Source organism: Aeromonas sp. s11, from assembly GCF_040907945.1.
Classification (GTDB): Bacteria; Pseudomonadota; Gammaproteobacteria; order Enterobacterales; family Aeromonadaceae; genus Aeromonas; species Aeromonas veronii.
Genome location: NZ_JBFOCU010000028.1, coordinates 36,400 through 60,204, shown reverse-complemented (window position 1 = coordinate 60,204; position 23,805 = coordinate 36,400). Strand labels below are relative to the sequence as shown.

The window sequence follows — 23,805 nt, the reverse complement described above, 5'->3', positions numbered from 1 at the left end:
CCCCGTTGTCAGACAACGTCAGATTAGAAAGTGAATTCGCCGCCCATGAACCAGCCATCGACAGACTGGTCGATATTGGCGAAGTCGACTTTGGCTTCACGCCAGCCGGCACGCAGCTTGATCGGCATGGAGGAGAACTTGTAGGAACCACCCAGACGGTAGTCATAGTTGTCCGCATCGTGAGTGCGCAGATCGCCGAAGAAGGCGATGCCGGTGCCCGGGATCTTCACTTCGCTGCCGGCATAGGCCATCAGGGTATCTTCGTCATAACCCTTGCGACCGAAGTAGACCTGCTCGCCATCGTAGTGACGACCGGTCATACCCAGATCGATCTTGAACAGATCGTTGTTGAACAGACGGTAGTAGAGGCTCAGATCGTAGGCGGTCAGATCGTTTTTGAAGTTGCCGCCGGAGGTGCTGAAATCGGAGACTTCAAACTTGGCGTTCGGCAGGAAGATGATACCGTGTTCCAGTTGCAGATAGCCGTTCCAGTTGTAGCTGTCGTCATAGCTGCCATCAGCACTGGTGCCATAAGCCTGACCACTGCCCTTGGCGGCCCATACGTCGGCACCGGCGGCAAAACGCCAGTCGTCAGCGGCCATGGCACTCTGGCTGCACAGAGCCAGCACAAAACCGGCAATCAGCGTCTTTTTCATTACGTCACTTCCTCTTGCATACATGGAAAAGAGCACTATTTTACTCGGTGCAGCCAAAATACCCAGCGTCAATCCTGAACAAACGACGACAAATGTCAGTGCTTCATATGCTTCATCTCGGCCATCGGCTCAATCGGCTTCACCGGCAGTGACAGATCCAGCTTTTGACCATCATCCATGGTGAGGGTGAGCGGGAAAGGAGTCTGCTCGGAGAGCGTGCCCACCTCGAACAGCATGATGTGCAGGCTGCCCGGTTTCAGCACCGCTTCGCCCCTGGCCGGGATCTCGATATTCTCGACCTGACGCATCTTCATCACGCCATTTTCGTGCAGGTGGGTGTGCAGCTCGGCACGCCCGGCCGCAGCAGCAGCCGCCGCCACCAGCTTGACCGGCTGGTCGGCGTCATTCTTCAGCACCATAAAGGCGGCAGTGTTGGGGGAGCCCGGCGGCAGCAGCCGCACATAACCGTCGACGGCCTCGACCTTGGCTAGTGCAGGCGCCGTCATACCCAGAACCAGCAGAGAATAAAACGCACGTTTAAACATGGTTGAAATCCTTTTATGATGTTGTTAAACGGCGCCAAGGTTACCCCAGCAGCAACCTTTTTTGCACCTTTCAATAACAAGGATTTAGACATGGCCCCCATTCTCATTGCCGAGCAGCAGGATGGCTTGCTCACCCTGACCCTCAACCGCCCCGACAAGCGCAACGCTCTCAATACCGAGCTCTATAAGCAACTGGTGGCAGCGCTGCGAGAGGCGGCAGCCGATGAGGAGGTGCATGTCCTGTTGTTGCAGGGGCAGCAGGATTGCTTTACCGCGGGCAATGATCTGGCTGACTTTATGGGCAAGAGCTCGCTGGAGCCCGACGACCCCATACTGCAGTTCCTCCACACCCTGGCCGATTTCCCCAAACCCGTGATCGCCGCTGTTGCAGGCCCGGCAGTGGGGATTGGCACCACCATTTTGCTGCACTGCGATCTGGTCTATCTGGCGGATAACGCCCGCTTGCAGCTTCCCTTTGTCGAGCTGGGGCTGGTGCCGGAGTTCGCCTCCAGCCTGCTGCTGCCGCGCTTGGTAGGTCACCTCAAGGCAGCCGAGCTGTTGCTGCTGGCCGAGGCGATTGATGCCGAGGAGGCGCTGCGACTCGGGCTCGCCAACAAGGTGGTGGCGGCCGATGGATTGCTCTCCCTTGCCCGCGAGCAGGGGCTGAAGCTGGCGGCCAAACCGCCCAGAGCGCTGCAAAAGAGCAAGGCGCTGCTGAAACAGGAGCTCAAACAGGCGGTGCACTTTGTCATCGATCTGGAAGCGCGCGCCTTCGCCCAAGCACTGCAAGGGGAAGAGGCGCAGCAGCGCATCGCCCAGAAACTCAAACGGCGGGGCTGAGCCGCGCCCACATCCGTTCAGTTGAGGCGAAAACGGCCGATCAGCTCGCAGCCCTGCACCTTGTCCTGCAGCTGGATCAGCCGGGCAATTTCCGGATTGGGGTGGCGCTTGAGAAAGGCGAGCAGGGCACCACGACAGCAACCCAGCTCGCTGATCAGCGCCTCGCACTCCCGGTTGGGGCATTGTGGCACCAGCGCCGTCACCAGCTCGGAGGCGAGTTTCAGGTAGCGCAGCTCGTAAGTCGGCTCATCCATCGCCCGCCAGAAGTCGGCCAGCCGGTGACAGGTGGCGACTCGCATGGTGGCCAGCTCGGTCAACTCGACCTGGGTCATCTCGTAAACATCCCCCAGCGCCTGCTGATAAAAGCAGATCGCCGCCCCCAGCGAACCGGCCTGCCAGGCACGCTCCGCCTCCAGCATGTATCGTTGCCAACTTTGCGGTGTCATTTCGCTCTCCCGAGTCCGTCATGGTGGGAGTGTTATCATGGCTAATTGAGAATAAATATCAACCAGAGGGTTAGTGCAGGATCTCTGCGCAACCTTGGCAAACCCGGCGCCCGACCTTATGATCGCGCCCTTCCCTCTTCTTTGGAGCACACCACAATGCGACCACGCCTCCCGCAGATGCTGGGCTGCTCCCTGCTCTGCGTGCCCCGCATGCTGGTCTGGATCTATTAGCTGCGCTCAAGCGAACGCAACCCATCCGATCCATTCAGCAAAGGAGTACCAGCATGAACACCTGCCAACACTGGTCGCAGGTCGAATACCTGCACCTGACGGTGACCAACCCCAATATCTGCCTCAAGGGACAGCACAGCTACTACTCGGGTGCCTGGGATGGCCCCTTCGAAGAGGTGGCAGTGCGCTACCTCCATGGCGATCCCTTCAGCCGCAGCCCGGAAACCGGCTGGGAGCCGCTCTGGCATATCGACCGTCTCCATATCGGCGACTATGTGCAGATTGCCGCCGGGGTAAAGATCATCATGGGCGGCAACCACACCCACAACACGTCCTTCATCAGCACCTATCCGTTCGCCGATCTGGCAGCGCTCCAGCGCAGCTACCGCCCCGCTGGCGATACCCGCATCGGCAACGATGTCTGGATCGGCATGGAGGCGATGATCATGCCCGGCGTCACCATCGGCGACGGCGCCATCATCGCCGCCCGTTCGCTGGTCAATCAGGATGTGCCGCCCTATGCCATGGTCGCGGGCACCCCGGCCAGGGGGGTGCGGATGCGCTTTGGCGAGGAGGAGATTGCCCGGCTACAGGCCCTCGCCTGGTGGGATTGGCCGGATCAACAGGTCAACGATCTGCTACCGCTGATCCAGCAAGGTGACGTCGCCCAGCTTGAACAGGCGGCTGCCCGCTGGGCGGAGCGCCATGAGTGACCACCGCTAACCAGTAGCTGACAACAGAAGGGCGNCGCCCTCTTTTATCTCCGGCATGCTCTGGATGCCGTCATCGCACATCCACTCATTGCGCGCTTTTGGACTGGTTGAGGCTGCACTGCTTGCCGGGATAACCGGGCAAGTCACTGGCATCGCTGCCGCAGGCGAGCCGTTTGGCCTGTTGCAGGCGGGCCGCCAGATTGGCGCTGTCCACCGGCATCCATTGCATCTGCTTGCCGAGCCAGCTGGCCCAGGCAAACTCGACGAAATAGATCTGTTTGTCCTTGCGAAAGTAGCCCGCATTCTGCAGCAGTCCGGCGAGGGTGCGATAGGGATAATCAGGCAGCTTGTCGATGCTGCTCGGCAACTGCTCCGGGGTCAGCGGCTGTCCCTTCTCATCCTTGAGCCAGGCCCAGTGGTTGTTCTGCATCTGGCTCCAGAAGTTGGCTTTATCCTGCAGACGGCCAATCACCTTGACCCGGGCATCCCTGACGCCCTGCTGCCACAACGCCTTGGTGAGATGGTGCCTGTCCACCAGCCAGTAGCTGCCATCCGGCGCAATCACCACGGGGATCTCTTTCTTTTTCATCAACTTGTCGAGCTGCTTTGCGCTCATGCCCGCCAATGTGGCCTGAGTCTCATCAACCTGGATCTGGCCGACGCCCCCCTGAGTCGGGTGCAAGGCATCGATGCCGATCTCGCACCAGTTTCCCACCGCCGTGTCGCTCTGGCACGGGGCCAACGCCCAGGCACTCTGGCTCAACACACAGGCCAGCAATAACCATGCTTTCATCGTTTGACACTCCTCACCACATTGAACTGCACAGACGCCGGGAACGCTCTTCTACCCCGATTGGGAGTGAGAGTCGAATGCTGGCGGTCAGACCAGCAAACGGGATATCATGATTTCCCATCTGTCGGCGATATTTTCTCGCCGAGTTTTCTCCCCGCTTCACACTATTTGAAGGATCCGACCCATGAAAGGATGGACCCCCTTGCTGGCCCTGCTGGGCTGTGCTGCTGTCCAGGCTGCCGATATTCCCGCCGGAACACAACTCGCCGCCGAGCAGATTGTCGTTCGCCACCTCAAGGATGAACCTGCGAGCCTGAGCCCGCTCAAGCTGGTCGGCCTGCCGGAGTTGCAGGTACTGCGGGACCTGTTCGAGGGACTGCTGACCCAGGGGCCGGATGGCAAACCGGTTGCCGGGGTGGCGGCCAGCTGGGAGAACAAGGGCAACCAGTTCTTTACCTTCCATCTGCGCCCGGATGCGCGCTGGTCCAACGGCGATCCGGTCAAGGCCGGTGACTTCGTCTACGGCTGGCGCAAGCTGGTCGACCCGAAAGAGGCGGCCACCTTCGCCTGGTTCGCCCAGCTGGCCCGTTTCGACAAGGTGGACGAAATAGTCGCTGGAAAATTGCCTGCCAGCGAACTGGGGGTCAAGGCCCTTGATGACCACACCCTGCAGGTGACCCTCTCCCAACCGGTGCCCTACTTCCTGAACCTGCTGAGCCACCCCAGCCTGTCGCCGCTCCATCAGGCCAGCATCGAGCAGTACGGCAACCTGTGGACCCAACCCGGCAAACTGGTAGGCAACGGTGCCTTTGTGCTGAACAACCGGGTGGTCAACGAGAAGCTGGAGCTGACCCCCAACCCTTATTACTGGGATCGGGCCCATACCGTATTGACCAAGGTGATCTTCATGCCGATCAATCAGGAGAGCGCGGCGACCAACCGCTATCTGGCGGGCGATCTGCATATCACCGAATCCTTCCCCAAGGAGCAGTACGACAAGCTGAAGCAACAGATCCCGAATGAGGTCTACACCCCGGATCAGCTCGGCACCTACTACTACGCCTTCAATACCCGTCAGGCGCCACTGAACGATGTGCGGGTGCGCAAGGCGCTCTCCTACACCATCGATCGCGCCCTGATCGCCGACAAGGTGCTCGGCACCGGCGAGAAACCGGCTTATCACTTCACTCCGGATGTGACCGCCAGCTTCACCCCGGCCGCCAACCTGCTCTCCACCAGCAGCCAACCGGCGCTGGACAGCAAGGCCAAGGCCCTGCTCAAGGAGGCCGGCTATGGCCCGGACAAGCCGCTCAAGCTGACCCTGCTCTACAACACCGCGGAAATTCACAAGAAGATGGCGCTGGCGATTGCCAGCATGTGGAAGCAGAAGCTGGGCGCAGAGGTCGAGCTGACCAATCAGGAGTGGAAAACCTATCTCGACAGCCGCCAAAGCGGGCAGTTCGAGGTGATCCGCTCCTCCTGGGTCGCCGATTACAACGACCCGTCAGCGTTCCTTGGCCTGTGGGGCTCTCGTCACAGCGGCAATATGGCAGGCTTTGCCAATGCCCGTTATGACCAGCTGCTGGCAGAGGCGGCCAGCACTCAGGATGCCGCCAGCCGCAGCAAGCTGTTTGGTGAGGCGGAGACGATCCTGCTGGCTCAAGCCCCCATCGCCCCCATCTACCAGTACACCAATGCCCGCCTCATCAAGCCATGGCTCAAGGGCTACCCCATCAACAACCCGGAAGATGTGGCCTACAGCCGCCAGCTGTACCTCGTCAAACACTGACACCGGCCACAACGATGCGAGGCCCCGCAGGGCCTCGCTATTGATACTGTTCACACCCCGATTTCCAGCCTAAAATGCCGCCCCTTCTGTTCAATTAATCTTCAATGCCCAGTCAGACATGCGTTATTTGATACTGCTCTCGTTGTTGTGGACCCTGCCTGCGCAGGCCAATAGCGAATCCCAATGCCAGCAAGAGTTTGTCGGCTGGATGCTGCACCAGCAGCAACAGTTCAGCGATCGCAAGTCTGACAAGATGGAGCGGCGCCGGGCCGAGCGGGCCATCGAGTTGGCTCGTCAGGAGTACGACAAACAAGCCAGCTTCTGCAAAACCATGCAGCTTGTACATGAGTACAAAGATGATGATCCTCGCCTCGCCCCAAGAAAGGGCGAAGTTCACGATTTCACCCCGGCCAGCTGACCCTTACTTCATCAATTCATTGTGTTGATTAATTGACCCAAGCCAAGTTCGGGTCACTGAAGAGCCTTAGAATGATTAACTGAGAACGACAATAAAAAACATAGTTATCAGTTATTTGGATTTTTCAGGAACGACACATGACCAGACTCCATCAGGAGGGGGAGATACACTTCCCCGACAACATCGCACTCATCTCGACCACGGATCCCGCCAGTCATATTACCTATGCCAACCAGCACTTCTGTGATGTGGCCGGGTATGGTGCGGCCGAAATGGAAGGGGTGCCCCACAATCTGGTGCGACACCCCGACATGCCCAAGGCGGCCTTCGCCGACATGTGGCAGCGGTTGCGACAGGGCAAAAGCTGGATGGGGCTGGTCAAGAACCGCGCCAAAAGCGGTCAGTTCTATTGGGTAAACGCTTACGTCACCCCGATCCTCAATGCGCAGAAGGAGATCGTCGAGTTCCAGTCGGTGCGCACCAAACCCGCCACCAGCGATGTGGCCTGGGCCGAGCAGCTCTATGGCCTGCTGCGAAGCGGCAAGGCACTTCCCTGGCTGAGCCGGTGTCACATTGAACCGGGTCAGCTGACCCTCTGGCTCTCCGTTTCTGCCTTGCTCACTACCCTTGCTACCTTTGCCACCGGCAACCTGTTATGGCTGCTGCCCACCGCTCTGTTGCTGTTGGCACAGGCAATCCACGGCTGGCGACTGCAGCAACGGCTGGCTCATCTGCTCACCCTTGCCGATCAAGACAAGGGAACCCGCCTCTGTCAGGTGCTCTACACCCGACGGCGCGACACTCTGGCGGCCGTCGAACTGGCCCTGCGGATGAAGCAGGCCGAGCTCAAGGCCGTGGTCGGGCGCAGTGCCGACACCAACCAGCAGATCCTGCAGGCAGCCGAAGATGACCGGGGCAATATCCAGACCATTGATACTCATCTGCAGCAGCAGCGCGCCCACAGCGAGCAGCTGGCGACCGCCATCACCGAGTTGAGCCACTCCATTCGGGATGTGGCCCACAGTGCCCATGAGGCAAGCAATCTGGTCATAGAGGTACAGCAGGTCTCCGATGAGGGGCTGCAAGCATTGGCGACCACCCGCTCCGCCGTCAACCAACTCCATCAGGAGTTGGATGCCAACCACGCCGTGCTGGCCCAGCTCACCAGCGACAGCCAGAAGATCAGCGGTATTCTGGAGGTGATCAGTCAAATCGCCGACCAGACCAACCTGCTCGCACTCAATGCAGCCATCGAGGCAGCCCGTGCTGGCGAACAGGGGCGCGGTTTTGCCGTGGTGGCGGATGAAGTGAGGGCGCTGGCTCAGAAGACCCGTGCCTCGACCAGCGAGATCCACGAGATGATCCAGGCGCTGCAACAGACTACACGACAGCTGTCGGACGGGATGACACAAGGGGCACAGACCTCGGTGCGCTGCCAGCAGCACGCGGGCACCACCGCCGACGTGCTCACCCAGATAAACCAAATGTTGGGGCAGGTGACCCGCACCAGTGACGAGATCGCCCAGGCGGTGAGTCAGCAGGCCGATGTGACGGCGACCCTCGATGAAGGGGTGCACCAGATCCACCAACTTGCCAGCCACACCGCCGACAACAGCAGGCAGGCCCTCGATGGCATCACCCTGCTGGTAGAGCGGCTGCAGGATCTCTCGCGGCTGATCAACCAGTTCAGACATTGAAGCGACAGCGATCAAAAAAGCGCGTCACAAGACGCGCTTTTTTCGCTTTGCCTGACAGGAGAGTTATTCGCCCTGCTCGCTGGCGGCAAACTCCGGCACCTTGGCCATGGCATCCAGCACCACCTGAATATCCGCTCCCGGTTTGCAGGCATTCTCGCTCAGGTGACGGCGCCAGGCGCGGGCCCCCTGCATGTTCTGGAACAGACCCAGCATGTGGCGGGTCATGTGAGAGAGGTAGTTACCCTTGGCCAGCTCCTGCTCGATATAGGGCAGCATCATCCGCACCACCTCGTGGCGGCTCGGCACGGCGTTATTCTGGCCGAACACCAGATTATCCACCTGCGCCAAAATGTAGGGATTCTGATAGGCTTCGCGCCCCATCATGACGCCATCAACGTGTTGCAGGTGCGCGAGAGTCTGCTCCATGGAGGTAACACCGCCGTTGAGGGCAATGGTCAGCTCCGGGTAATCCTGCTTGACCCGATAGACGCGAGGATAATCGAGCGGCGGGATCTCGCGGTTCTCCTTGGGGCTAAGGCCGCTCAGCCAGGCCTTGCGGGCATGGACGATGAAGGTGTCGCAACCGGCATCGCGCACCTGTTCGATAAAGGTCTGCAGAAATTCGTAGGAGTCCTGATCATCGATGCCGATACGGGTCTTCACCGTTACCGGAATATCGACCACATCGCGCATCGCCTTGACGCAGTCAGCCACCAGCGCCGGTTCACCCATCAGGCAGGCGCCAAAGCGACCGTTCTGCACCCGATCGGAGGGGCAACCGACGTTGATGTTCACCTCGTCATAGCCGCGCTCCTCGGCCAACTTGGCACAGCGCGCCAGATCGGCCGGATTGCTGCCACCCAGCTGCAGGGAAATGGGGTGCTCCTGCTCGCTGTAACCCAGATAATCCCCCTTGCCGTGGATGATGGCACCGGTGGTCACCATTTCGGTATAGAGCAAGGTCTGGCGGCTCATCAGTCGATGAAAGTAACGGCAATGCCGATCAGTCCAGTCCAGCATGGGGGCGATGGAAAAACGCTGCGCCTGCATAAAAATCATCCGGGTTGGCTAAAGAAAGGGGCGGATTTTATCACAACGTGAAGCAGCCCCAGAAAATGAATTTTGTCGCCGCGCCATGCGAGGCCCTGTGATAGTATCCGGCTAATAGAAAGGGTATCTGCGCGATCATGAATCAAGACCAACTTTTACAACGAGCCGAGCGACTCTGTATACAGCGAGGGATCCGCTTCACCCCGACCCGACGTCAGGTATTTCGCCTGCTGGCGGCACACGGCAACGCCATCAGCGCCTATGATTTGTTGGCCCAGCTGCAACAAACCGAAGCGAATGCCAAGCCGCCAACCGTCTATCGGGCACTCGATTTTTTGCTCGAACAGGGCTTTGCTCACAAGGTGGAATCTCTCAACGCGTTTATCTTCTGCTGCCACTTCGATCACGCTCACCCGATGCAGTTGTTGATCTGCGACGAGTGCGGGGATGTGGTCGAGCTTCACGATACGGCGATCGATAGCGCGTTTTCCGAGCAGGCCCACTTGCATGGTTTTACTATTACCAATAAGACGATAGAGGCACATGGCCAATGTGCCCGTTGTACGCCCACTGTAGGAAGTCATCATGAAGGCTGATTTTGTAAATCCGTTCCTGCTATCCCTGCTCAATGTGCTCTCGACCATGGCACAGCTGGAACTCAAACCGGGCAAACCGAAACGCAAGATGGATGAGCTGGCGCGCGGCGACGTCTCCGGCCTGATTGGCATGGTCGGCCCGCAGACCCGTGGCTCCCTCTCCATCAGCTTCGAGAAGGGGCTGGCGCTGGAGATCATGCGCCGCATGCTGGGGGAAGCTCCCGCCTCCATCAACGAAGAGGTGACCGACATGGTCGGTGAAATCACCAACATGGTGACCGGCGGTGCCAAGCGGATGCTGGGCGAGAAGGGCTACGAGTTTGACATGGCGACCCCCATCATCGTCTCCGGCCCCAACCACACCATTACCCACCGTGCCGATGGTACCAAGATCATGATGCCGTTCGAATCGGATTTCGGTCGCGCCACTATCGAAATCTGCTTCGAGTAACCCTATGTGGAAAGCATTGAAATGGATTTTCATCTGCTGGGCCCTGCTGTTGATCCTGTCGGACATTCAGATCAGCACCTCCCTCTACAAGTACGAAGATAACCGGGTGATCATCAACTTCCCGCGCTGGGAAGCCAAGCAGCCCTGGGGCACCTTCGAGTGGCATGCCGGACGGGTAGAAACCCACTGGTATGGTCTGGAGGGCAAACCCAAGCCGAAAGGCCCGCAAATCTGATCCGGTAACGGATCCGGCAGAAACAAAGAGGCCAGCAGTTGCTGGCCTCTTTGCTATCTCGTTGACCCTGAATCAAGCCGCTTCGGCAGCCAACTTCCCGCTTGGTCGCACCAGGATGCCGACGATGCAGGCCAGCAGAGTCGGCAGCAGCCAGGCAAGCCCCTTGTCGAACAGCGGCAGGAAGGCAAAGCCGTCCATCGCCATCCCGGCAGCCCCCAGCCCATCGAGGCAACCAAACAGAAAGGCGACCGTCAGCACGCCGCGAAACGCCAGCCGTGGCTGGGCAAACCATCCCTTGAGGAAGGTCACCAGCACCAGCGCGATGGCAACCGGATAGATGGCCACCAGCACCGGAATCGAGAGGCCGATCAGCTCGCTCAGCCCCACATTGGCCACCAGCGCACAGAGCGCCCCCAGCAGCATGACCCAACTGCGATAGGCCCAGCCAGTCAGACCATGGAAGTAGTCGGCACCGGCACAGAGCAGGCCGACCGCGCTGGTAAAGCAGGCCAACGTGATAATCGCCGCCAGAATGAACTGACCCGGCTGACCAAACAGGCTCAGGACGTAGGCATTGACGATGGCGCCGCCATTACTGATATCGCTTGCCACCCCACCGGCGCTGTTGCCCAGCTGAAAGAGCGAGACATACACCGCCGACAACCCGACCGCCGAGATCAAGCCCGCAATGGTCAGATATTTGAACTGGCTGCGATAATCCTCGATCCCCTTCTGGCGCAACAAACCGATGATCAGGGCACCAAACATCAGGGAGGCCAGGGTATCCATGGTGTTGTACCCCTCCAGCATTCCTTTGGTCAGGGCTGCATCTATGTACTCACCGCTGGCATCAGGCATGGTGCCCTGCGGCGTCATAAAGACCGCGACCGCCAGAATAAGCAGCATCGCCATCAGGGCTGGGGTCAGATACTTGCCGACCGCATCGAGCAGTTTGCCGCGATCGAGCGCCACCAGGATCACCAGCGCAAAGAAACTCAGGGTGTAGATCAGCAGTCCCGCATGACCGGCATCGCCGAGCCAGGGCTTGAGCCCCATCTCGTAGGCGACCAGACCGGTGCGGGGAATGGCAAAGGCTGGCCCCATGATGATATAGATGGTGATGGCCAGCGCCGTCGCCGCCCCGGCGGGCAGATAGCGGGTCATTCCGGTCCAGCCACTCGCGCCGCCCCCCGAACTCCCCTTGGCCACCGCAATCAGGGTGATCAGCGGCAAACCCACCGCCGTCAGCAAAAAGCCGCACATGGCGGCCAGCAGATGCTCACCCGCCATAAAACCGGCCAGCGGCGGAAAAATGATATTGCCTGCCCCCAGATAGAAGGCAAACGTCATAAACCCCAATCCGAATACATCGGACAACTTCAATGATTTCGTCAAACTCAACCTCATCTGCCTTATCAGCTTGTTATTGATTGCACCCACTGCCTGGCAGATAACCGGTAACAATACCTCTCGCCCCCACACGGCCCTCGGACCGGATGAGGCGCACCACCTTTAGCATAAAGAAGAGGAGTTCGATCTCAATCACCAATTAATATCTTGAAACAATTTACCGCTGTGGAATTAATCGCCGAACAACTCAGCGCTCCATAAACAGGTGTCGCATGTGGCGTATGGGAGGTGAGAGAGGGGAACCGGTTATAGCGGCAAAATACGGCTGCTCAGATGCTATCTGAGCACGGGGACAACTACGGCAGTGTAAAGCGAGGCGAGAAGCGAGGCTCACAGAAAACAAAAGAGCCTGCACGGGGCAGGCTCTTGGCAATATCAGATCGGGTATGATCAGGCAGCTTCGGCAGCCATCTCGGTCGGACGCACCATCACGCCAACTACGCAGGCCAGCAGGGTCGGCATCAGCCAGGCGAGGCCCTTGTCGAACAGCGGCAGGAAGGCAAACGCATCCATCTTCATACCGGCAGCACCCAGACCATCCAGGCACCCGAACAGGAAGGCAACCATCAACACGCCACGGAACACCAGACGGGGACGGCCGAAATAACCCTTCAGGAAGGTGACCAGTACCAGCGCCACAGCAACCGGATAGATGGCAACCAGCACCGGAATGGAGAGGCTGATCAGCTGGCTCAGGCCCACGTTGGCCACCACGGCACAGATAACGCCCAGCAACACCACCAGCTTCTTGTAAGCCATGCCGGTCAGATTGTGGAAGAAATCGGAACAGGCAGAGATCAGACCGACTGCAGTGGTAAAGCACGCCAGAGTGATGATGGCCGCCAGAATGAACTGACCCGGCTGACCAAACAGGCTCAGTACGTAGGCGTTGACGATTGCGCCACCATTGCTGACATCGGTCGCCACACCGGCGGCAGTGTTACCCAGCTGGAACAGGGAGACGTACACCACGCTCAGACCAACGGCAGAGATAAGGCCGGCAATGGCCAGATACTTGAACTGGCTCTTGTAATCGTTGATGCCTTTCTGGCGCAGCAGATCGACGATCAGAGCACCAAACATCAGGGACGCCAGGGTGTCCATGGTGTTGTAGCCTTCCAGGATCCCTTTGACGAAGGGGCTGTTCTGATAGTCACCGGACGCATCAGGCATGGAGCCTTGCGGCGCGACAAATACCCCGATCGCCAGAGTCAGCAGCAGCAGCATCAGTACCGGAGTCAGGTATTTGCCGATGGCATCCATCAGCTTGCCCTGGTTCATGGAGACCAGAATGGCCACACCAAAGAAGATCACGGTATAGGCCGCCAGACCCGCCTGCCCCATGTCACCGATGAATGGCTTGAGGCCCATTTCGTAGGCAACCAGACCGGTACGGGGCGCGGCAAAGGCCGGGCCTATGATGATATAGATGGCCACGGCCAGCGCAGTCGCGACACCGGCAGGCAGCAGCTTGGTCATGCCAGCCCAGCCGTTACCGGCTTTCGCCACGGCCAGAATGGTCACCAGAGGCAGGCCCACGGCAGTGACCAGGAAGCCAAACATCGCCAGGGAGAGGTGCTCACCAGCCATGTAACCGGCCAACGGCGGGAAAATGATGTTACCGGCGCCCAAGTAGAAGGCGAAGGTCATAAACCCTAATCCGAGTACATCGGACAATGTGAGTGATTTCGTCAAGTTCAACCTCGTCTGTCTTGTAAATTATTGCTTGTTATAGTTTTTATCGGTCGCTGACCGGGTGTGTTCGGGGGGTATAAAAAAAGAGCCCCGCATGTTTTTTCATCGCAACCAGTGGTTTTAGCTGGTCTGGAGCGGGCGCTCGATCTGGAACCAGCATAATGGCGTGAAAAAATAGTTCAAGACGAAATTTACATCTTCAAATAGAAGGGGTTGGTCAGTTGGATATATCTGTCGGAATAGGCCCCATCAGCAGAATGGATCACAATTTCACCCCTCTCACACCTGTTTAATCCTCTGCCAAGTAGCAATAAAACACGATTTGCCTCTTTACCCTCTCTGGTGATAACAGCTGTATAACAAATGCCATGCAGATCATAATTCGCCGAAATGCATAAAATTTCATCGGCCATCGCCGTCGGCAGCACCAGCGCTACCTGCCCGTTCGGGCTCAACAAACGATCGCAGGCCGCCAGTAATGCGTGGCTGTCGAGGGCGCCGGTATGGCGGGCCAACGCCCGCGCCGGATCGCTAAATGACTGGCCTGCCACGAAATAGGGAGGGTTGGAGACGACAAGATCGTAAGGGTCGGCCTGATAATCCTGAATGGCACTCTCTATGATGGTCACCCGATCGGCCCAGGGAGAAGCAGCCGCATTCTCCCGCGCCTGACTGGCCGCATTAATATCCAGCTCGACCGCATCAAGACGGCAGTCAGATCTGCTGCGTTGGGCCAGCATCAGGGCGATCAGGCCGCTGCCGGTGCCGATATCGAGCACTCGTCGCGCCTGTTCGACCGGCGCCCAGGCACCGAGCAAAATGCCATCGGTGCCCACCTTCATGGCGCAGCGATCGTGATTGATATGGAACTGTTTGAAGGTAAATCCGCGACTACGTCCCATCTGGCCCCCGTCATCTGCAAAAATGGTGGGCGATTATAGCGGCTAAGACACACTCACCAATAGGAGCCGACGAGATAATCGCCTATAATCTGCCGTTTCCTTAATGACCGAGTATTGCCATGAGCCAGTCCTTTGATGATTTCGACCTGCACCCAGCCCTCAACCGGGCCTTGGCCGAGATGGGATTCACCCGCCCCACCACCATCCAGCAGATGGTGCTGGAGCCAGCCCTGGACGGCCGCGATATTCTGGCATCCGCACCGACCGGTACCGGCAAGACCGCCTCTTTCCTGCTGCCGGCACTCCAGCACCTGCTGGACTTCCCGCGCCGCAAGCCGGGCCCCTGCCGCATGCTGATCCTGACCCCGACCCGCGAGTTGGCGCTGCAGGTGACCGCCCACGCCAAGGCGCTGGCGGCCCATACCAACCTCAGCATCGAAACCATCATCGGCGGCGTCAGCCATGAAGAGCAGTTGCCTGCCCTGACCAAGACCACCGACATAGTGGTGGCCACCCCGGGCCGTCTGCTCGAGTACATCGAGAAAGAGGAGTTCGAGAGCCACGACATCGAAGTGCTGGTGCTGGATGAAGCGGACCGCATGCTGGACATGGGCTTTATCAAGGATGTGAACCGCATCGTGGCCGAAGCGCGCTACCGCAAGCACACCATGCTCTTCTCCGCCACCCTGGAAGGGGCCGGCCTTGAGAAGTTCGCCAACGAGATCCTCAAGGATCCGGTGGAGCTGCACGCCGAGCCGCCCCGCAGCGAACGTCGCCCCATCACCCAGTGGATCCATCTGGCTGATGACGCCGCCCACAAGCTGGCGCTGCTGACCCATATCCTGAAAGATTCGGAAACCCAGAAAGCCATCATCTTCGTCAAGACCCGCGAGCGTCTGGCGGAGCTCTCCGGCCAGCTACAGGCGGCAGGCATCTCCTGCGCCTGGATCCGTGGCGAGATGGAGCAGAGCAAGCGTATCGAATCGATCCGCAAGTTCCACGAAGGGGAAGTACCCTTCCTGATCGCCACCGACGTCGCCGCCCGCGGCATCGACCTGCCGAACGTCAGCCATGTCATCAACTACGACATGCCCTACGGCGCCGACGTTTACGTCCACCGGATCGGTCGTACAGGCCGCGCCGGCAACCGTGGCTGTGCCATCAGCCTGGTGGAAGCCCACGACATGGCGATGGTCGCCAAGATCGAGCGCTACACCGAGGAGCGCCTCAAGCGCCGGGTGATCGACGAGCTGCGCCCGAAACACAAGGAAGCGCGGGTACCGGTGAAGAAGAAAAAGCCGGTCGACAAGAAGAAGTCCGCCAAGAAGAAAAAGAAGAAGTGATAGCCTGGCGATAAAGAGAAGGGCCATCCCGCGGGATGGCCCTTCTGCATTCTGAATCACTCTGACGAGTGGTTATGCCACCACTCTGCGCATCCCCATATGGGGGATATCATCTTCGAGATAGCCTTCCCCTTCCGCCACAAAACCGTGTTGGCCATAGAAGCCTTGCAGATGGGCCTGCGCCCCCAGCCAAATGCTGTGGGTCGGCCAGCGCGCCTCGCACGCCTTGACCGCCTCGCTGATCAGCTTATGACCGAGACCGCCGCCGCGCGCCTTGGGTGAGGTCACCACCCGACCGATGGCGGCGCCGCTCTCGTCGCTGATGCCGGGCGCCATGATCCGCGTATAGGCGGCCAGCAGCTCGCCCTGATAGCCGAGCAGGTGCCAGACCCCTTCGCGGCGATCGAGCCCGTCCAGATCCTGAAAGGGACAGGTCTGCTCCACCACGAATACCTCGGCCCGCAGCGCCAGCAACTCATACAACTCGTCAGTGGTCAGTTCAGACCAGGGTTTCAGGATCCAGTTCATCGGCAACTCCTTATCAGTTCGGCCTGCCAGCATAATCGTGGCGCCAGCGCCCTGCATTAACCTTTGTTAAGTTCTTTCAGCCGTTTGCGAATGCGACTAAGACTGATGGGAGTAATGCCAAGATAAGCGGCGATCTGGTGATCCGGCACTCTGGCATCAAGCGCGGGAAAGCTGTCGAGAAAGTGCTGATAGCGCGCCTGCGGGCTGCCGGTCAGCAGCAACTGCTCCTTCTCCTCCTTGATGCGCAGCTGCACCTCCAGCAGGTGCTGGTACCAGCGCGGCCAGCCGGGCAGCTGGCGCAGGTCGGCCAGACTGAACAGCTGCAGACGGCAAGACTCCAGCGCCTCCACGCTGTAGCGGGCCGGCTCGCCACTGAGCAGGTGGTGGAAGTCGAGAAACTCGTCCCCCTCCCAGTAGAACTCCTTGATGTACTCGCGGCCATCCTCCAGCACCAGCTTGGCCCGCAGCAGCCCCTGCTCCACCCTGACCAGCAGATCCGGGCTGTCGCCGGCGTGCCAGAGGCAGCTTTTCGAGCTGAGGGTCAGAGGGCGGGCAAAAGAGAGGAGGCGCGCGGCCTCCTCTTTATCTGCGACCTGCGCCCAATCGAAGGGGGGTCTGTCAGTCAGCATGATCAAGCACGGCGCTGGCGCACGGCTTCAAACAGGCAAACGCCGGTTGCCACCGAGACGTTGAGGCTGGATACCGCCCCTGCCATCGGGATGCTCACCAGCTCGTCGCAATGTTCGCGGGTCAGGCGACGCATACCTTTACCTTCGGCACCCATCACCAGCGCCATCGGGCCGGTCAGTTTGGCCTGATAGAGGTCGTGATCGGCCTCGCCAGCGGTGCCGACAATCCAGACGCCGCGCTCCTGCAATTCGCGCAGGGTGCGGGCCAGGTTGGTGACCTGAATGAGCGGCACCACTTCGGCCGCGCCACAGGCAACCTTGCGCACGATCGGGGTCAGGCCGGTGGCCTTGTCCCGCGGCACGATGACAGCATGAGCCCCGGCAGCATCGGCGCTGCGCAGGCAGGCGCCGAGGTTGTGCGGATCGGTCACGCCATCCAGCACCAGCAGGAAGGGCTGGTTCTGTTGTGCCGCCAGCTCGTCCAGCAGGCTGGCCAGATCGTGCTCGGCCAGCTTCGGCGCCTCTTTCACCCGGGCCATGATGCCCTGGTGATTGTTGCCTTCCGCTTTGTCATCAAGGGTCTTGCGGTTCACGCTCTGCACCTTGAGGCCGAGGGATTCCAGCTCGGTCAGCAGGGGTTGCAGCCGGTCGTCATCCCGCCCCTTGAGGGCCCACACTTCGATAAAGCGCTCCGGGGTGCGCTCCAGCAGCGCGGATACAGCGTGAATGCCGTAGATCAGTTCAGTACTCATTTAGTGCTCTTGGCCTTATCGCGAGCCTTTTTGCTCGGTCGTCTGTTGCTCGGTTTGGCACGGCCACCCTTGTCGGATTTACCGTGATCCTTGCCCTCTTTACGTTTTTCGTGGCGCTGGGCGCTCTTGGCCTTCTCTTTCTTGATCTCGGCCTGCTTGCGCGCCATCTCTTTGGCGTTCTTGCCGGTGGCCTTGAGCGGCTCTTCCACCATCACGAAGTCGATCTTGCGATCATCCAGATTGACGCCCATCACCTTGACCCGCACCTTGTCGCCCAGACGGTAGCGACGGCGGAAGTTCTCGCCAATCAGCTGCATGTGCAGGGGATCAAACTGGTAGTAGTCGTTGGTGAGGGTGCTGACGTGCACCAGACCGTCGATGTGGATCTCCGCCAGACGCACGAAGAAGCCAAAGCCGGTGACGCTGGCGATAACGCCGTCAAACTCGTCACCCACGTGATCCAGCATGTACTCGCACTTGAGCCAGTCGGCCACGTCGCGAGTGGCATCGTCGGCACGGCGCTCGGTCATGGAGCAGTGCTCGCCCATCGGGTCCACTTCTTCCAGCTGGTAGTGATAACCACCGCTCGGGGTCCACTTGTGGCGCAGGTTGCCCTGCTGCTCCTTGGCAGTCTGGTACTTGATCGCCCGGTGCAGGATCAGGTCTGGGTAGCGACGGATCGGCGAGGTGAAGTGCGCGTAGGACTTCAGGGCCAGACCGAAGTGACCGATGTTGTCGGCCTGATAGATGGCCTGACGCATGGAGCGCAGCAGCATGGTGGAGAGCAGCTCCGCATCGGGGCGCCCTTCAAACTTGGCAGCCAGCTCGGCGAAATCCTTCGGCTCGGGCTCGAGACCGCCCTTGAGCTCCAGACCCAGTTCGGCCAGGAAATCGCGGAAACCGGTCAGACGCTCTTCGCCCGGACGGTCGTGGACCCGGAACAGGGCAAAGGCTTCGTTCTTCTCGATGTAACGGGCAGCAGCCACGTTCGCCTGGATCATGCACTCTTCGATGATCTTGTGGGCATCGTTGCGCACCAGTGGCACGATGCGGTCGATCTTGCGCTGGGCGTTGAAGATGAAGCGAGTCTCCTCGCTCTCGAACTCCACCGCACCGCGCTGATGACGGGCATGCTTGAGCGCCTTGTAGAGGTTGTTGAGCTCCTCGATATGGCCCACCAGCGGATCATACTGCTGACGCAGCTTGGGATCGCCATCGAGGATCGCGGCAACCTTGGTGTAGGTCAGACGGGCGTGAGAGTTCATTACCGCTTCGTAGAACTTGTAGCCGGACATGCGGCCAGCGGCGGAGATGGTCATCTCGCACACCATGCAGAGGCGGTCAACTTGCGGGTTCAGGGAACATAAGCCGTTGGAGAGCACCTCCGGCAGCATGGGCACCACGAACTCGGGGAAGTAGACGGAGTTGCCGCGCTGATACGCTTCGGCATCCAGCGCCGTGCCAGGCTTCACATAGGCGGAGACGTCAGCAATGGCAACCCACAGGCGCCAGCCGCCACCACGTTTGGCTTCACAGAAGACGGCGTCATCGAAGTCACGGGCATCTTCCCCGTCGATGGTCACCAGCGGCAGAGCGCGCAGGTCGATGCGGCCCTCTTTGGCCTTCTCCGGCACCTGCTCACCGAGACCGGCAACCTCTTTGGTCACCTCTTCCGGCCAGGTATGCGGAATGCCGTGGGTACGCAGGGCAATTTCGATCTCCATGCCCGGCGCCATGTTCTCACCCAGCACTTCCAGTACGGTGCCGACGGCATTGATGCGGGAGGTGGCGCGCTGATTGATCCGCACAACCACGACCTGGCTCTGGCGAGCCCCTTTGTTTTCCCCTTCCGGGATGATGATGTCCTGGCCGATACGGCTGTCATCCGGCACCACGAAACCAACGCCATTCTCGACGAAGTAACGGCCGACAATGTCTGCCTCACGGGACTTGAGCAGGCGCACCAGACGCGCTTCCTGACGACCCTTGCGGTCAATCTCGGTCGGCTGCACCAGCACGTAATCGCCATGCATCAGGCGTTGCATCTCTCGGTTGTTCAGATACAGATCCGGACCACCACCTTCCGGACGCAGAAAACCGAAGCCATCCTTGTGGCCGATTACATAACCTTTGACCAGATTCAGGCGATCCGGCAGGGCATAACATTGGTTGCGAGTGAATACCAGTTGTCCATCACGCTCCATGGCGCGCAGACGACGACGCAAGGCTTCCAACGGCTCTTCATCTTTCAGCTTGAGGACCTTGGCCAACTCTTCACGGGACATGGGCTTTTCATGGCCCTTGATGAGTTCCAGGATCAACTCGCGACTGGCGATGGGGTTATCGTATTTTTCGGCCTCGCGTTCGAGGAAAGGATCTTTTTGAGACATAAGCAGGCCTTAGGGTAGGTGGTAACGGTGCCATTATATCGGAGGGGGGGGCGAATGGCATCCATCGGCTGCCTTTTGGCCAATCTCTCTGTCATACTATCTTCAGTTCGCTGGCATGATGAGACACAGAACTCATGAGTAAGGACACATTTGCCCAATCCGCCGCCTATCTCAAACAGGCGGTCCCTTTGATGATCAAGTACCAGATCCCCACGACGCCGGACAATTACCACCTATGGTACAACTATGTCTCGGCCAGCATGCCCGAGCTCAACCAGGCGATTGATCAGGCAGTCAAAATGCAGGGAACCTGCTCGCTCACCACCTGCGAGCGGCTCTATCACCAGTATCTGGCCGCTCAGGACGAGAAGCAGATGGAGGCGATGAAACTGAGCCTCGCCGCCATGGCCAACGAGCTAGGCCACTCCATGCAGGACGCCATCTCCGATACCGGCATGTTTCAGGAGATGCTCGACAAGAGTTTTGACAAGCTCAGCCGCATTGATGACGAGGGCTTCAGCCTGGAAGACACCATGGGGATCCTGCGGGAGCTGGTGCGCGAATCGCGGGATGTGCGCATGTCCACCATGCACTTTCGCAACCAGCTCAGCAATGCGGAGAAAGAGATCAAAGAGCTGCGGGCCGCGCTCAACGAGACACGCAAACTGGCCAACGAGGATGCCCTCACCAACCTGCTCAACCGCCGCGCCTTCGATCTGGAGCTGGAAGGATTGATCCGCAGCCAGCACCCCTTCTCGCTGATCCTCGCCGATATCGATCGCTTCAAGAACTTCAACGACGAGTACGGTCACCTGCTCGGCGATCAGGTACTGCGCGCCTTCAGCAAACGGCTGCGCGACGCCTGCAAGGAGGGGGTCACCGCCTATCGGCTGGGTGGGGAGGAGTTCGCCATGCTGGTCCCCCATCGCTCGCTGGCGCTGGCCAGACAGATGGCGGAGAGCATGCGCCGCGCCATCGAGCGGATGTCGATTCTGGATCGCAAATCGGGCCGCCGCATTGACCACATCACAGCCTCGTTTGGCGTGGGTGAGTTCAACGGTCAGGAGAGCGCAGACTGTCTGGTCGAACGTACCGACAAGCTGCTCTACAAGGCCAAGGAGCTGGGGCGCAACCGGGTGATGCCGCTCCCTTCCTGATTTAGTCCCCTGCCCGACCGCAATGCCAATGTAAAAAGCCAGTCAGATCAACTGACTGGCTTTTTGGTCTCTCTTGCTCCGACAGGAGCTGTTCATTCCAGCCCCATTGGAAACCTGCTCAGTGTGAAGGATTACTCCTGCACCTCGCTGACACCTTCGACTTTCACATCAACACGGCGATCCGGAGCCAGGCAGACGATCAGCTCACGCTTGGACTTGCTGACGCAGCTGTCGCCGGTAACCGGTGAGGATTTACCACGCCCTTCCACATTGATCTTGGCGGCCGGAATCCCTTTACCAACCAGATAGTTGGCAACGGTCTGGGCACGCTGCTCGGAGAGTTTCTGGTTGTAGGCATCGGAACCGATACGGTCGGTGTGACCAATTACAGTTGCCACACCATCTTTGGGTCGCGCCTCTTCAATCTGGCTATAGAGGCTATCCAGTGCCTGACTGGCCTCTGGCTTGAGAGTCGCCTTGTTGAAGTCAAACAGCACATCGGAGCTCAGGGTGAACTGCTTCTCAACCATCACAGGTGCAGGAGCTGGTTCCGGAGCCGGGGCGGGCGCCACAGGGGCAACCTGACCAAAGCGATAAACCGCTGCCAGTGAGAGCAGGCCGTTATCCATTCTCAAACCGGTATCATCACGACTGCCATACGGGGTGGTGTACTGGTACTCCAGGCGAGCGGCCCAGTCGAGATTGAACGCATACTCGGCACCCAATGCACCGACCATGACAAAGCGGCTGTCATCTTTGTAGACATCGCTCTTGGTATCAGCCCAGCCATAACCGCCACCGACACGGCCATACAGATCCAGATTATCGGTAACCGGGAAGCCCAGTTTCAGGGTCAGTTGAGCCAGCTGTGCTTTTACTTCATCACTGAAAGCGCCTGCCGCCGTAGTGGCATCGTATTTGTAATTGCCCAGATAGTCGTAACCCAGCTCCAACCCCAGATTCTTGTTGATCTGATAACCGCCAAACACGCCTGCACCCAAGGCATCGTTGGTTTCATTGCCAAGGGTCAGGGCATTGCTTTCATCAATGCCGTAGAAGTTGGACCAACCCAGTTTGGCACCGCCATACCAGGTGTTGTCCTGACCGGCAGCCTGGGCATTGGCCGCCAGCAAGCCGGTAACCAGCAAGGTAATCAATGATTTTTTCATGTTTGAGCCTCTGCAACTTTATGTAGGAGGAGGTTGATTGATATCACCTCGTCTTATAGGTGCAACCACCCAAAAGCGATCGCAGCATATCAACGTTAGCCTATTTTCAAGTCACTGATATCAATTAACAAAAAACACTCTAACGCAACCACGTTACAAAAACAGCAACAAGCGTTTGTTATTTGAACTGAATGTGACGCAAAAAGACGCACAAATGAGGGCGAATAGGAGAAAAAGGCCAGCAACATGCTGGCCCGAAGCGATATCAGTGACGAACAAACTCGTAGTGCTGATCGATAAAGTCAGCAACACGCTGGCTCAGTACCTTGTGCACCGTCTTGGTCGGATGCACCTGATCCCAGAACATATGCTCATCGCAGTTGAGAGTCGCTGCTCGCCCTTTTGCCTGCCCGCTCACCACCGCCTGCGCCAGGATCGGGTTACCGGCAATAGCCACTCTTTCGGAGACACTTAAAGCCGGGGTCGCAGCCACCTCGGCGGCGCTGCCGGAGAACGGCTTCCATGTATAGCCACCACCGTAGCAGGCGTGTTCTGTGTCACTCAGCCCGAACTGCTGAGGATCGCGCATCATCTCGTCAAACTGCTTGTCCACTTCGAACAGCTTCACGATGCCAAGGGGAGCCAGCTCTCGAGTGAGGTTCTGCAACTTCTGGTTGTGGTAACTGGCCACATGGCGCACCTTCTCCACCACCTTCATGCTGCGGGCTGACGGGGTCTGCCCCAGATCAGGAATGTTGAACAGCAGGATCTGCTGCGCGCCGTTGAGCACCAACCGGTTGGATGCCAGCCGGATGGTATCGATCACCCGATCCGCATCCCGCTCGGTGTTCCAGCCATAAGCCAGATAGTCGTTGGCACCGACCCAGATCACCACCAGATCATCGGGGCGGAACTTGTCCTTTTTCAGGAACTGATCGATCTCGTAATCGAGGTTGTTGATCACCTGATATTTGGGATCCCAGGACCAGAAACCGAGCCAGCCATTCAGGGCCCCCAGATGGTTATAGGCCACCGCGGTTGCACCGCCTTCAGCCTCGTTGGCCACGACCAGACCGGGAAAACGCTCGTCACCCAACTGCTCCAGCCATACCGGGCCGTTGCTGAATCGCCCGTTGAAGTAAGGTGGGCTGGAGGGGAGATACCCCCGCATCTTCTTGTACATCTTGCCGGTGTCGGAGAGGCTGTCACCAAACATCACAACCCGGGAAAAAGGTTGGCGTCCCTCTGCCGCTTGCGCGGTCAATGCCATTAACCCCAATAAACAAACAAGCCATTTTTTCATATTGTTATGCTCTTCGATTAAGCAGGTGAGACCTGCGGACTTCTCCTCGAGTGGCGACAGGCATGGG

24 protein-coding genes are annotated in these 23,805 nt (G+C 59.0%); 10 read left to right on the top strand and 14 right to left on the bottom strand.

All coding sequences use genetic code 11. The features are described 5' to 3' along the window. Positions 1–23: 23 nt before the first annotated feature. Positions 24–656, bottom strand: coding sequence for a TIGR04219 family outer membrane beta-barrel protein (locus AB5Y84_RS08830; protein ID WP_005354809.1), 633 nt, complete (start codon positions 654–656; stop codon positions 24–26). A gap of 95 nt (positions 657–751) precedes the next feature. After that, a complete protein-coding gene (locus AB5Y84_RS08825; protein WP_368176788.1) occupies positions 752–1,201 on the bottom strand; it encodes a copper chaperone PCu(A)C in 450 nt (149 codons plus the stop codon). A 90-nt stretch (positions 1,202–1,291) separates the two neighbouring features. Here AB5Y84_RS08825 and AB5Y84_RS08820 point away from each other — a divergent pair, with 90 nt between their 5' ends. After that, a complete protein-coding gene (locus tag AB5Y84_RS08820; protein WP_047434550.1) occupies positions 1,292–2,041 on the top strand; it encodes an enoyl-CoA hydratase-related protein in 750 nt (249 codons plus the stop codon). A 17-nt stretch (positions 2,042–2,058) separates the two neighbouring features. On the opposite strand, the gene AB5Y84_RS08815 is transcribed toward AB5Y84_RS08820, so the two are convergent. Beyond that, the gene (locus tag AB5Y84_RS08815; protein ID WP_005335785.1) at positions 2,059–2,487 is read right to left on the bottom strand and encodes a DUF2753 family protein; all 429 of its coding nucleotides are present in this window, start codon (positions 2,485–2,487) and stop codon (positions 2,059–2,061) included. Between the two features lie 284 nt (positions 2,488–2,771). Between AB5Y84_RS08815 and AB5Y84_RS08810 the strand changes: the two genes are divergently transcribed. Continuing rightward, on the top strand, positions 2,772–3,431 hold the full coding sequence (locus AB5Y84_RS08810) for a CatB-related O-acetyltransferase (RefSeq protein ID WP_368176787.1): 660 nt from the start codon (positions 2,772–2,774) through the stop codon (positions 3,429–3,431). A gap of 85 nt (positions 3,432–3,516) precedes the next feature. Here the strand turns inward: AB5Y84_RS08810 and AB5Y84_RS08805 are convergent, their stop codons facing one another. Beyond that, a complete protein-coding gene (locus AB5Y84_RS08805) occupies positions 3,517–4,224 on the bottom strand; it encodes a ParB-like protein (RefSeq protein ID WP_368176786.1) in 708 nt (235 codons plus the stop codon). Positions 4,225–4,408: 184 nt separating this feature from the next. Here AB5Y84_RS08805 and AB5Y84_RS08800 point away from each other — a divergent pair, with 184 nt between their 5' ends. The 3 genes from AB5Y84_RS08800 (at position 4,409) to AB5Y84_RS08790 (ending at position 8,128) form a co-directional block, all read left to right on the top strand. Then, on the top strand, positions 4,409–6,013 hold the full coding sequence (locus AB5Y84_RS08800; RefSeq protein WP_368176785.1) for an ABC transporter substrate-binding protein: 1,605 nt from the start codon (positions 4,409–4,411) through the stop codon (positions 6,011–6,013). A gap of 118 nt (positions 6,014–6,131) precedes the next feature. Then, entirely contained in the window at positions 6,132–6,431 is a 300-nt protein-coding gene (locus AB5Y84_RS08795; protein WP_013723462.1) for a hypothetical protein, read from the top strand. Between the two features lie 137 nt (positions 6,432–6,568). Then, a complete protein-coding gene (locus AB5Y84_RS08790) occupies positions 6,569–8,128 on the top strand; it encodes a methyl-accepting chemotaxis protein (RefSeq protein WP_368176784.1) in 1,560 nt (519 codons plus the stop codon). Positions 8,129–8,191: 63 nt separating this feature from the next. On the opposite strand, the gene dusA is transcribed toward AB5Y84_RS08790, so the two are convergent. Then, complete coding sequence (dusA, locus tag AB5Y84_RS08785) at positions 8,192–9,178, bottom strand: tRNA dihydrouridine(20/20a) synthase DusA (RefSeq protein WP_201953508.1); 987 nt, start codon at positions 9,176–9,178, stop codon at positions 8,192–8,194. A gap of 137 nt (positions 9,179–9,315) precedes the next feature. Here dusA and zur point away from each other — a divergent pair, with 137 nt between their 5' ends. Genes zur through AB5Y84_RS08770 form a run of 3 tightly spaced genes read left to right on the top strand, consistent with a single transcriptional unit; the run spans position 9,316 to position 10,460 of the window. Then, positions 9,316–9,774 carry a zinc uptake transcriptional repressor Zur gene (gene zur, locus AB5Y84_RS08780; protein ID WP_005335805.1) on the top strand — a complete coding sequence of 153 codons (459 nt, stop codon included), beginning with the start codon at positions 9,316–9,318 and terminating at the stop codon, positions 9,772–9,774. Next, positions 9,764–10,225 carry a chemotaxis protein CheX gene (locus AB5Y84_RS08775; protein ID WP_005343179.1) on the top strand — a complete coding sequence of 154 codons (462 nt, stop codon included), beginning with the start codon at positions 9,764–9,766 and terminating at the stop codon, positions 10,223–10,225. Before zur ends, AB5Y84_RS08775 begins: the two co-directional genes overlap by 11 nt. A 4-nt stretch (positions 10,226–10,229) precedes the next feature. Then, positions 10,230–10,460 carry a hypothetical protein gene (locus tag AB5Y84_RS08770; RefSeq protein WP_368176783.1) on the top strand — a complete coding sequence of 77 codons (231 nt, stop codon included), beginning with the start codon at positions 10,230–10,232 and terminating at the stop codon, positions 10,458–10,460. A gap of 72 nt (positions 10,461–10,532) precedes the next feature. Here the strand turns inward: AB5Y84_RS08770 and brnQ (AB5Y84_RS08765) are convergent, their stop codons facing one another. From brnQ (AB5Y84_RS08765) to AB5Y84_RS08755, 3 genes are all read right to left on the bottom strand, one after another. After that, positions 10,533–11,867: a branched-chain amino acid transport system II carrier protein gene (gene brnQ / locus AB5Y84_RS08765; protein WP_368176782.1), complete on the bottom strand. Its 1,335-nt coding sequence runs from the start codon at positions 11,865–11,867 to the stop codon at positions 10,533–10,535. Between the two features lie 393 nt (positions 11,868–12,260). Next, positions 12,261–13,565 carry a branched-chain amino acid transport system II carrier protein gene (brnQ, locus tag AB5Y84_RS08760; protein ID WP_005335813.1) on the bottom strand — a complete coding sequence of 435 codons (1,305 nt, stop codon included), beginning with the start codon at positions 13,563–13,565 and terminating at the stop codon, positions 12,261–12,263. Between the two features lie 191 nt (positions 13,566–13,756). Next, the gene (locus AB5Y84_RS08755) at positions 13,757–14,467 is read right to left on the bottom strand and encodes a tRNA1(Val) (adenine(37)-N6)-methyltransferase (protein ID WP_113739846.1); all 711 of its coding nucleotides are present in this window, start codon (positions 14,465–14,467) and stop codon (positions 13,757–13,759) included. A 119-nt stretch (positions 14,468–14,586) separates the two neighbouring features. On the opposite strand from AB5Y84_RS08755, the gene srmB reads away from it, so the two are divergent. After that, the gene (gene srmB, locus AB5Y84_RS08750) at positions 14,587–15,810 is read left to right on the top strand and encodes an ATP-dependent RNA helicase SrmB (RefSeq protein ID WP_113739847.1); all 1,224 of its coding nucleotides are present in this window, start codon (positions 14,587–14,589) and stop codon (positions 15,808–15,810) included. 72 nt (positions 15,811–15,882) lie between these two features. Here srmB and AB5Y84_RS08745 read toward each other — a convergent pair whose 3' ends face one another. From AB5Y84_RS08745 to rnr, 4 genes are read right to left on the bottom strand one after another with little or no spacing between them, the layout of a single operon-like run. Continuing rightward, positions 15,883–16,338 carry a GNAT family N-acetyltransferase gene (locus AB5Y84_RS08745; protein ID WP_113739848.1) on the bottom strand — a complete coding sequence of 152 codons (456 nt, stop codon included), beginning with the start codon at positions 16,336–16,338 and terminating at the stop codon, positions 15,883–15,885. Positions 16,339–16,394: 56 nt separating this feature from the next. Further along, a complete protein-coding gene (locus AB5Y84_RS08740) occupies positions 16,395–16,967 on the bottom strand; it encodes a Crp/Fnr family transcriptional regulator (RefSeq protein WP_368176781.1) in 573 nt (190 codons plus the stop codon). A 2-nt stretch (positions 16,968–16,969) separates the two neighbouring features. Next, positions 16,970–17,719 (bottom strand): 23S rRNA (guanosine(2251)-2'-O)-methyltransferase RlmB, encoded by a 750-nt coding sequence (rlmB, locus tag AB5Y84_RS08735; RefSeq protein ID WP_368176780.1) that lies wholly within the window; start codon positions 17,717–17,719, stop codon positions 16,970–16,972. Beyond that, positions 17,716–20,109 carry a ribonuclease R gene (rnr, locus tag AB5Y84_RS08730; RefSeq protein ID WP_005354835.1) on the bottom strand — a complete coding sequence of 798 codons (2,394 nt, stop codon included), beginning with the start codon at positions 20,107–20,109 and terminating at the stop codon, positions 17,716–17,718. Before rnr ends, rlmB begins: the two co-directional genes overlap by 4 nt. Before the next feature lie 134 nt (positions 20,110–20,243). Between rnr and AB5Y84_RS08725 the strand changes: the two genes are divergently transcribed. Then, positions 20,244–21,266, top strand: coding sequence for a GGDEF domain-containing protein (locus AB5Y84_RS08725; RefSeq protein ID WP_019445736.1), 1,023 nt, complete (start codon positions 20,244–20,246; stop codon positions 21,264–21,266). 131 nt (positions 21,267–21,397) lie between these two features. Here AB5Y84_RS08725 and ompA read toward each other — a convergent pair whose 3' ends face one another. Beyond that, positions 21,398–22,435: a porin OmpA gene (gene ompA / locus AB5Y84_RS08720; protein WP_005335824.1), complete on the bottom strand. Its 1,038-nt coding sequence runs from the start codon at positions 22,433–22,435 to the stop codon at positions 21,398–21,400. Between the two features lie 265 nt (positions 22,436–22,700). Next, positions 22,701–23,738, bottom strand: coding sequence for an SGNH/GDSL hydrolase family protein (locus AB5Y84_RS08715; RefSeq protein ID WP_069526899.1), 1,038 nt, complete (start codon positions 23,736–23,738; stop codon positions 22,701–22,703). Between the last annotated feature and the right edge of the window lie 67 nt (positions 23,739–23,805).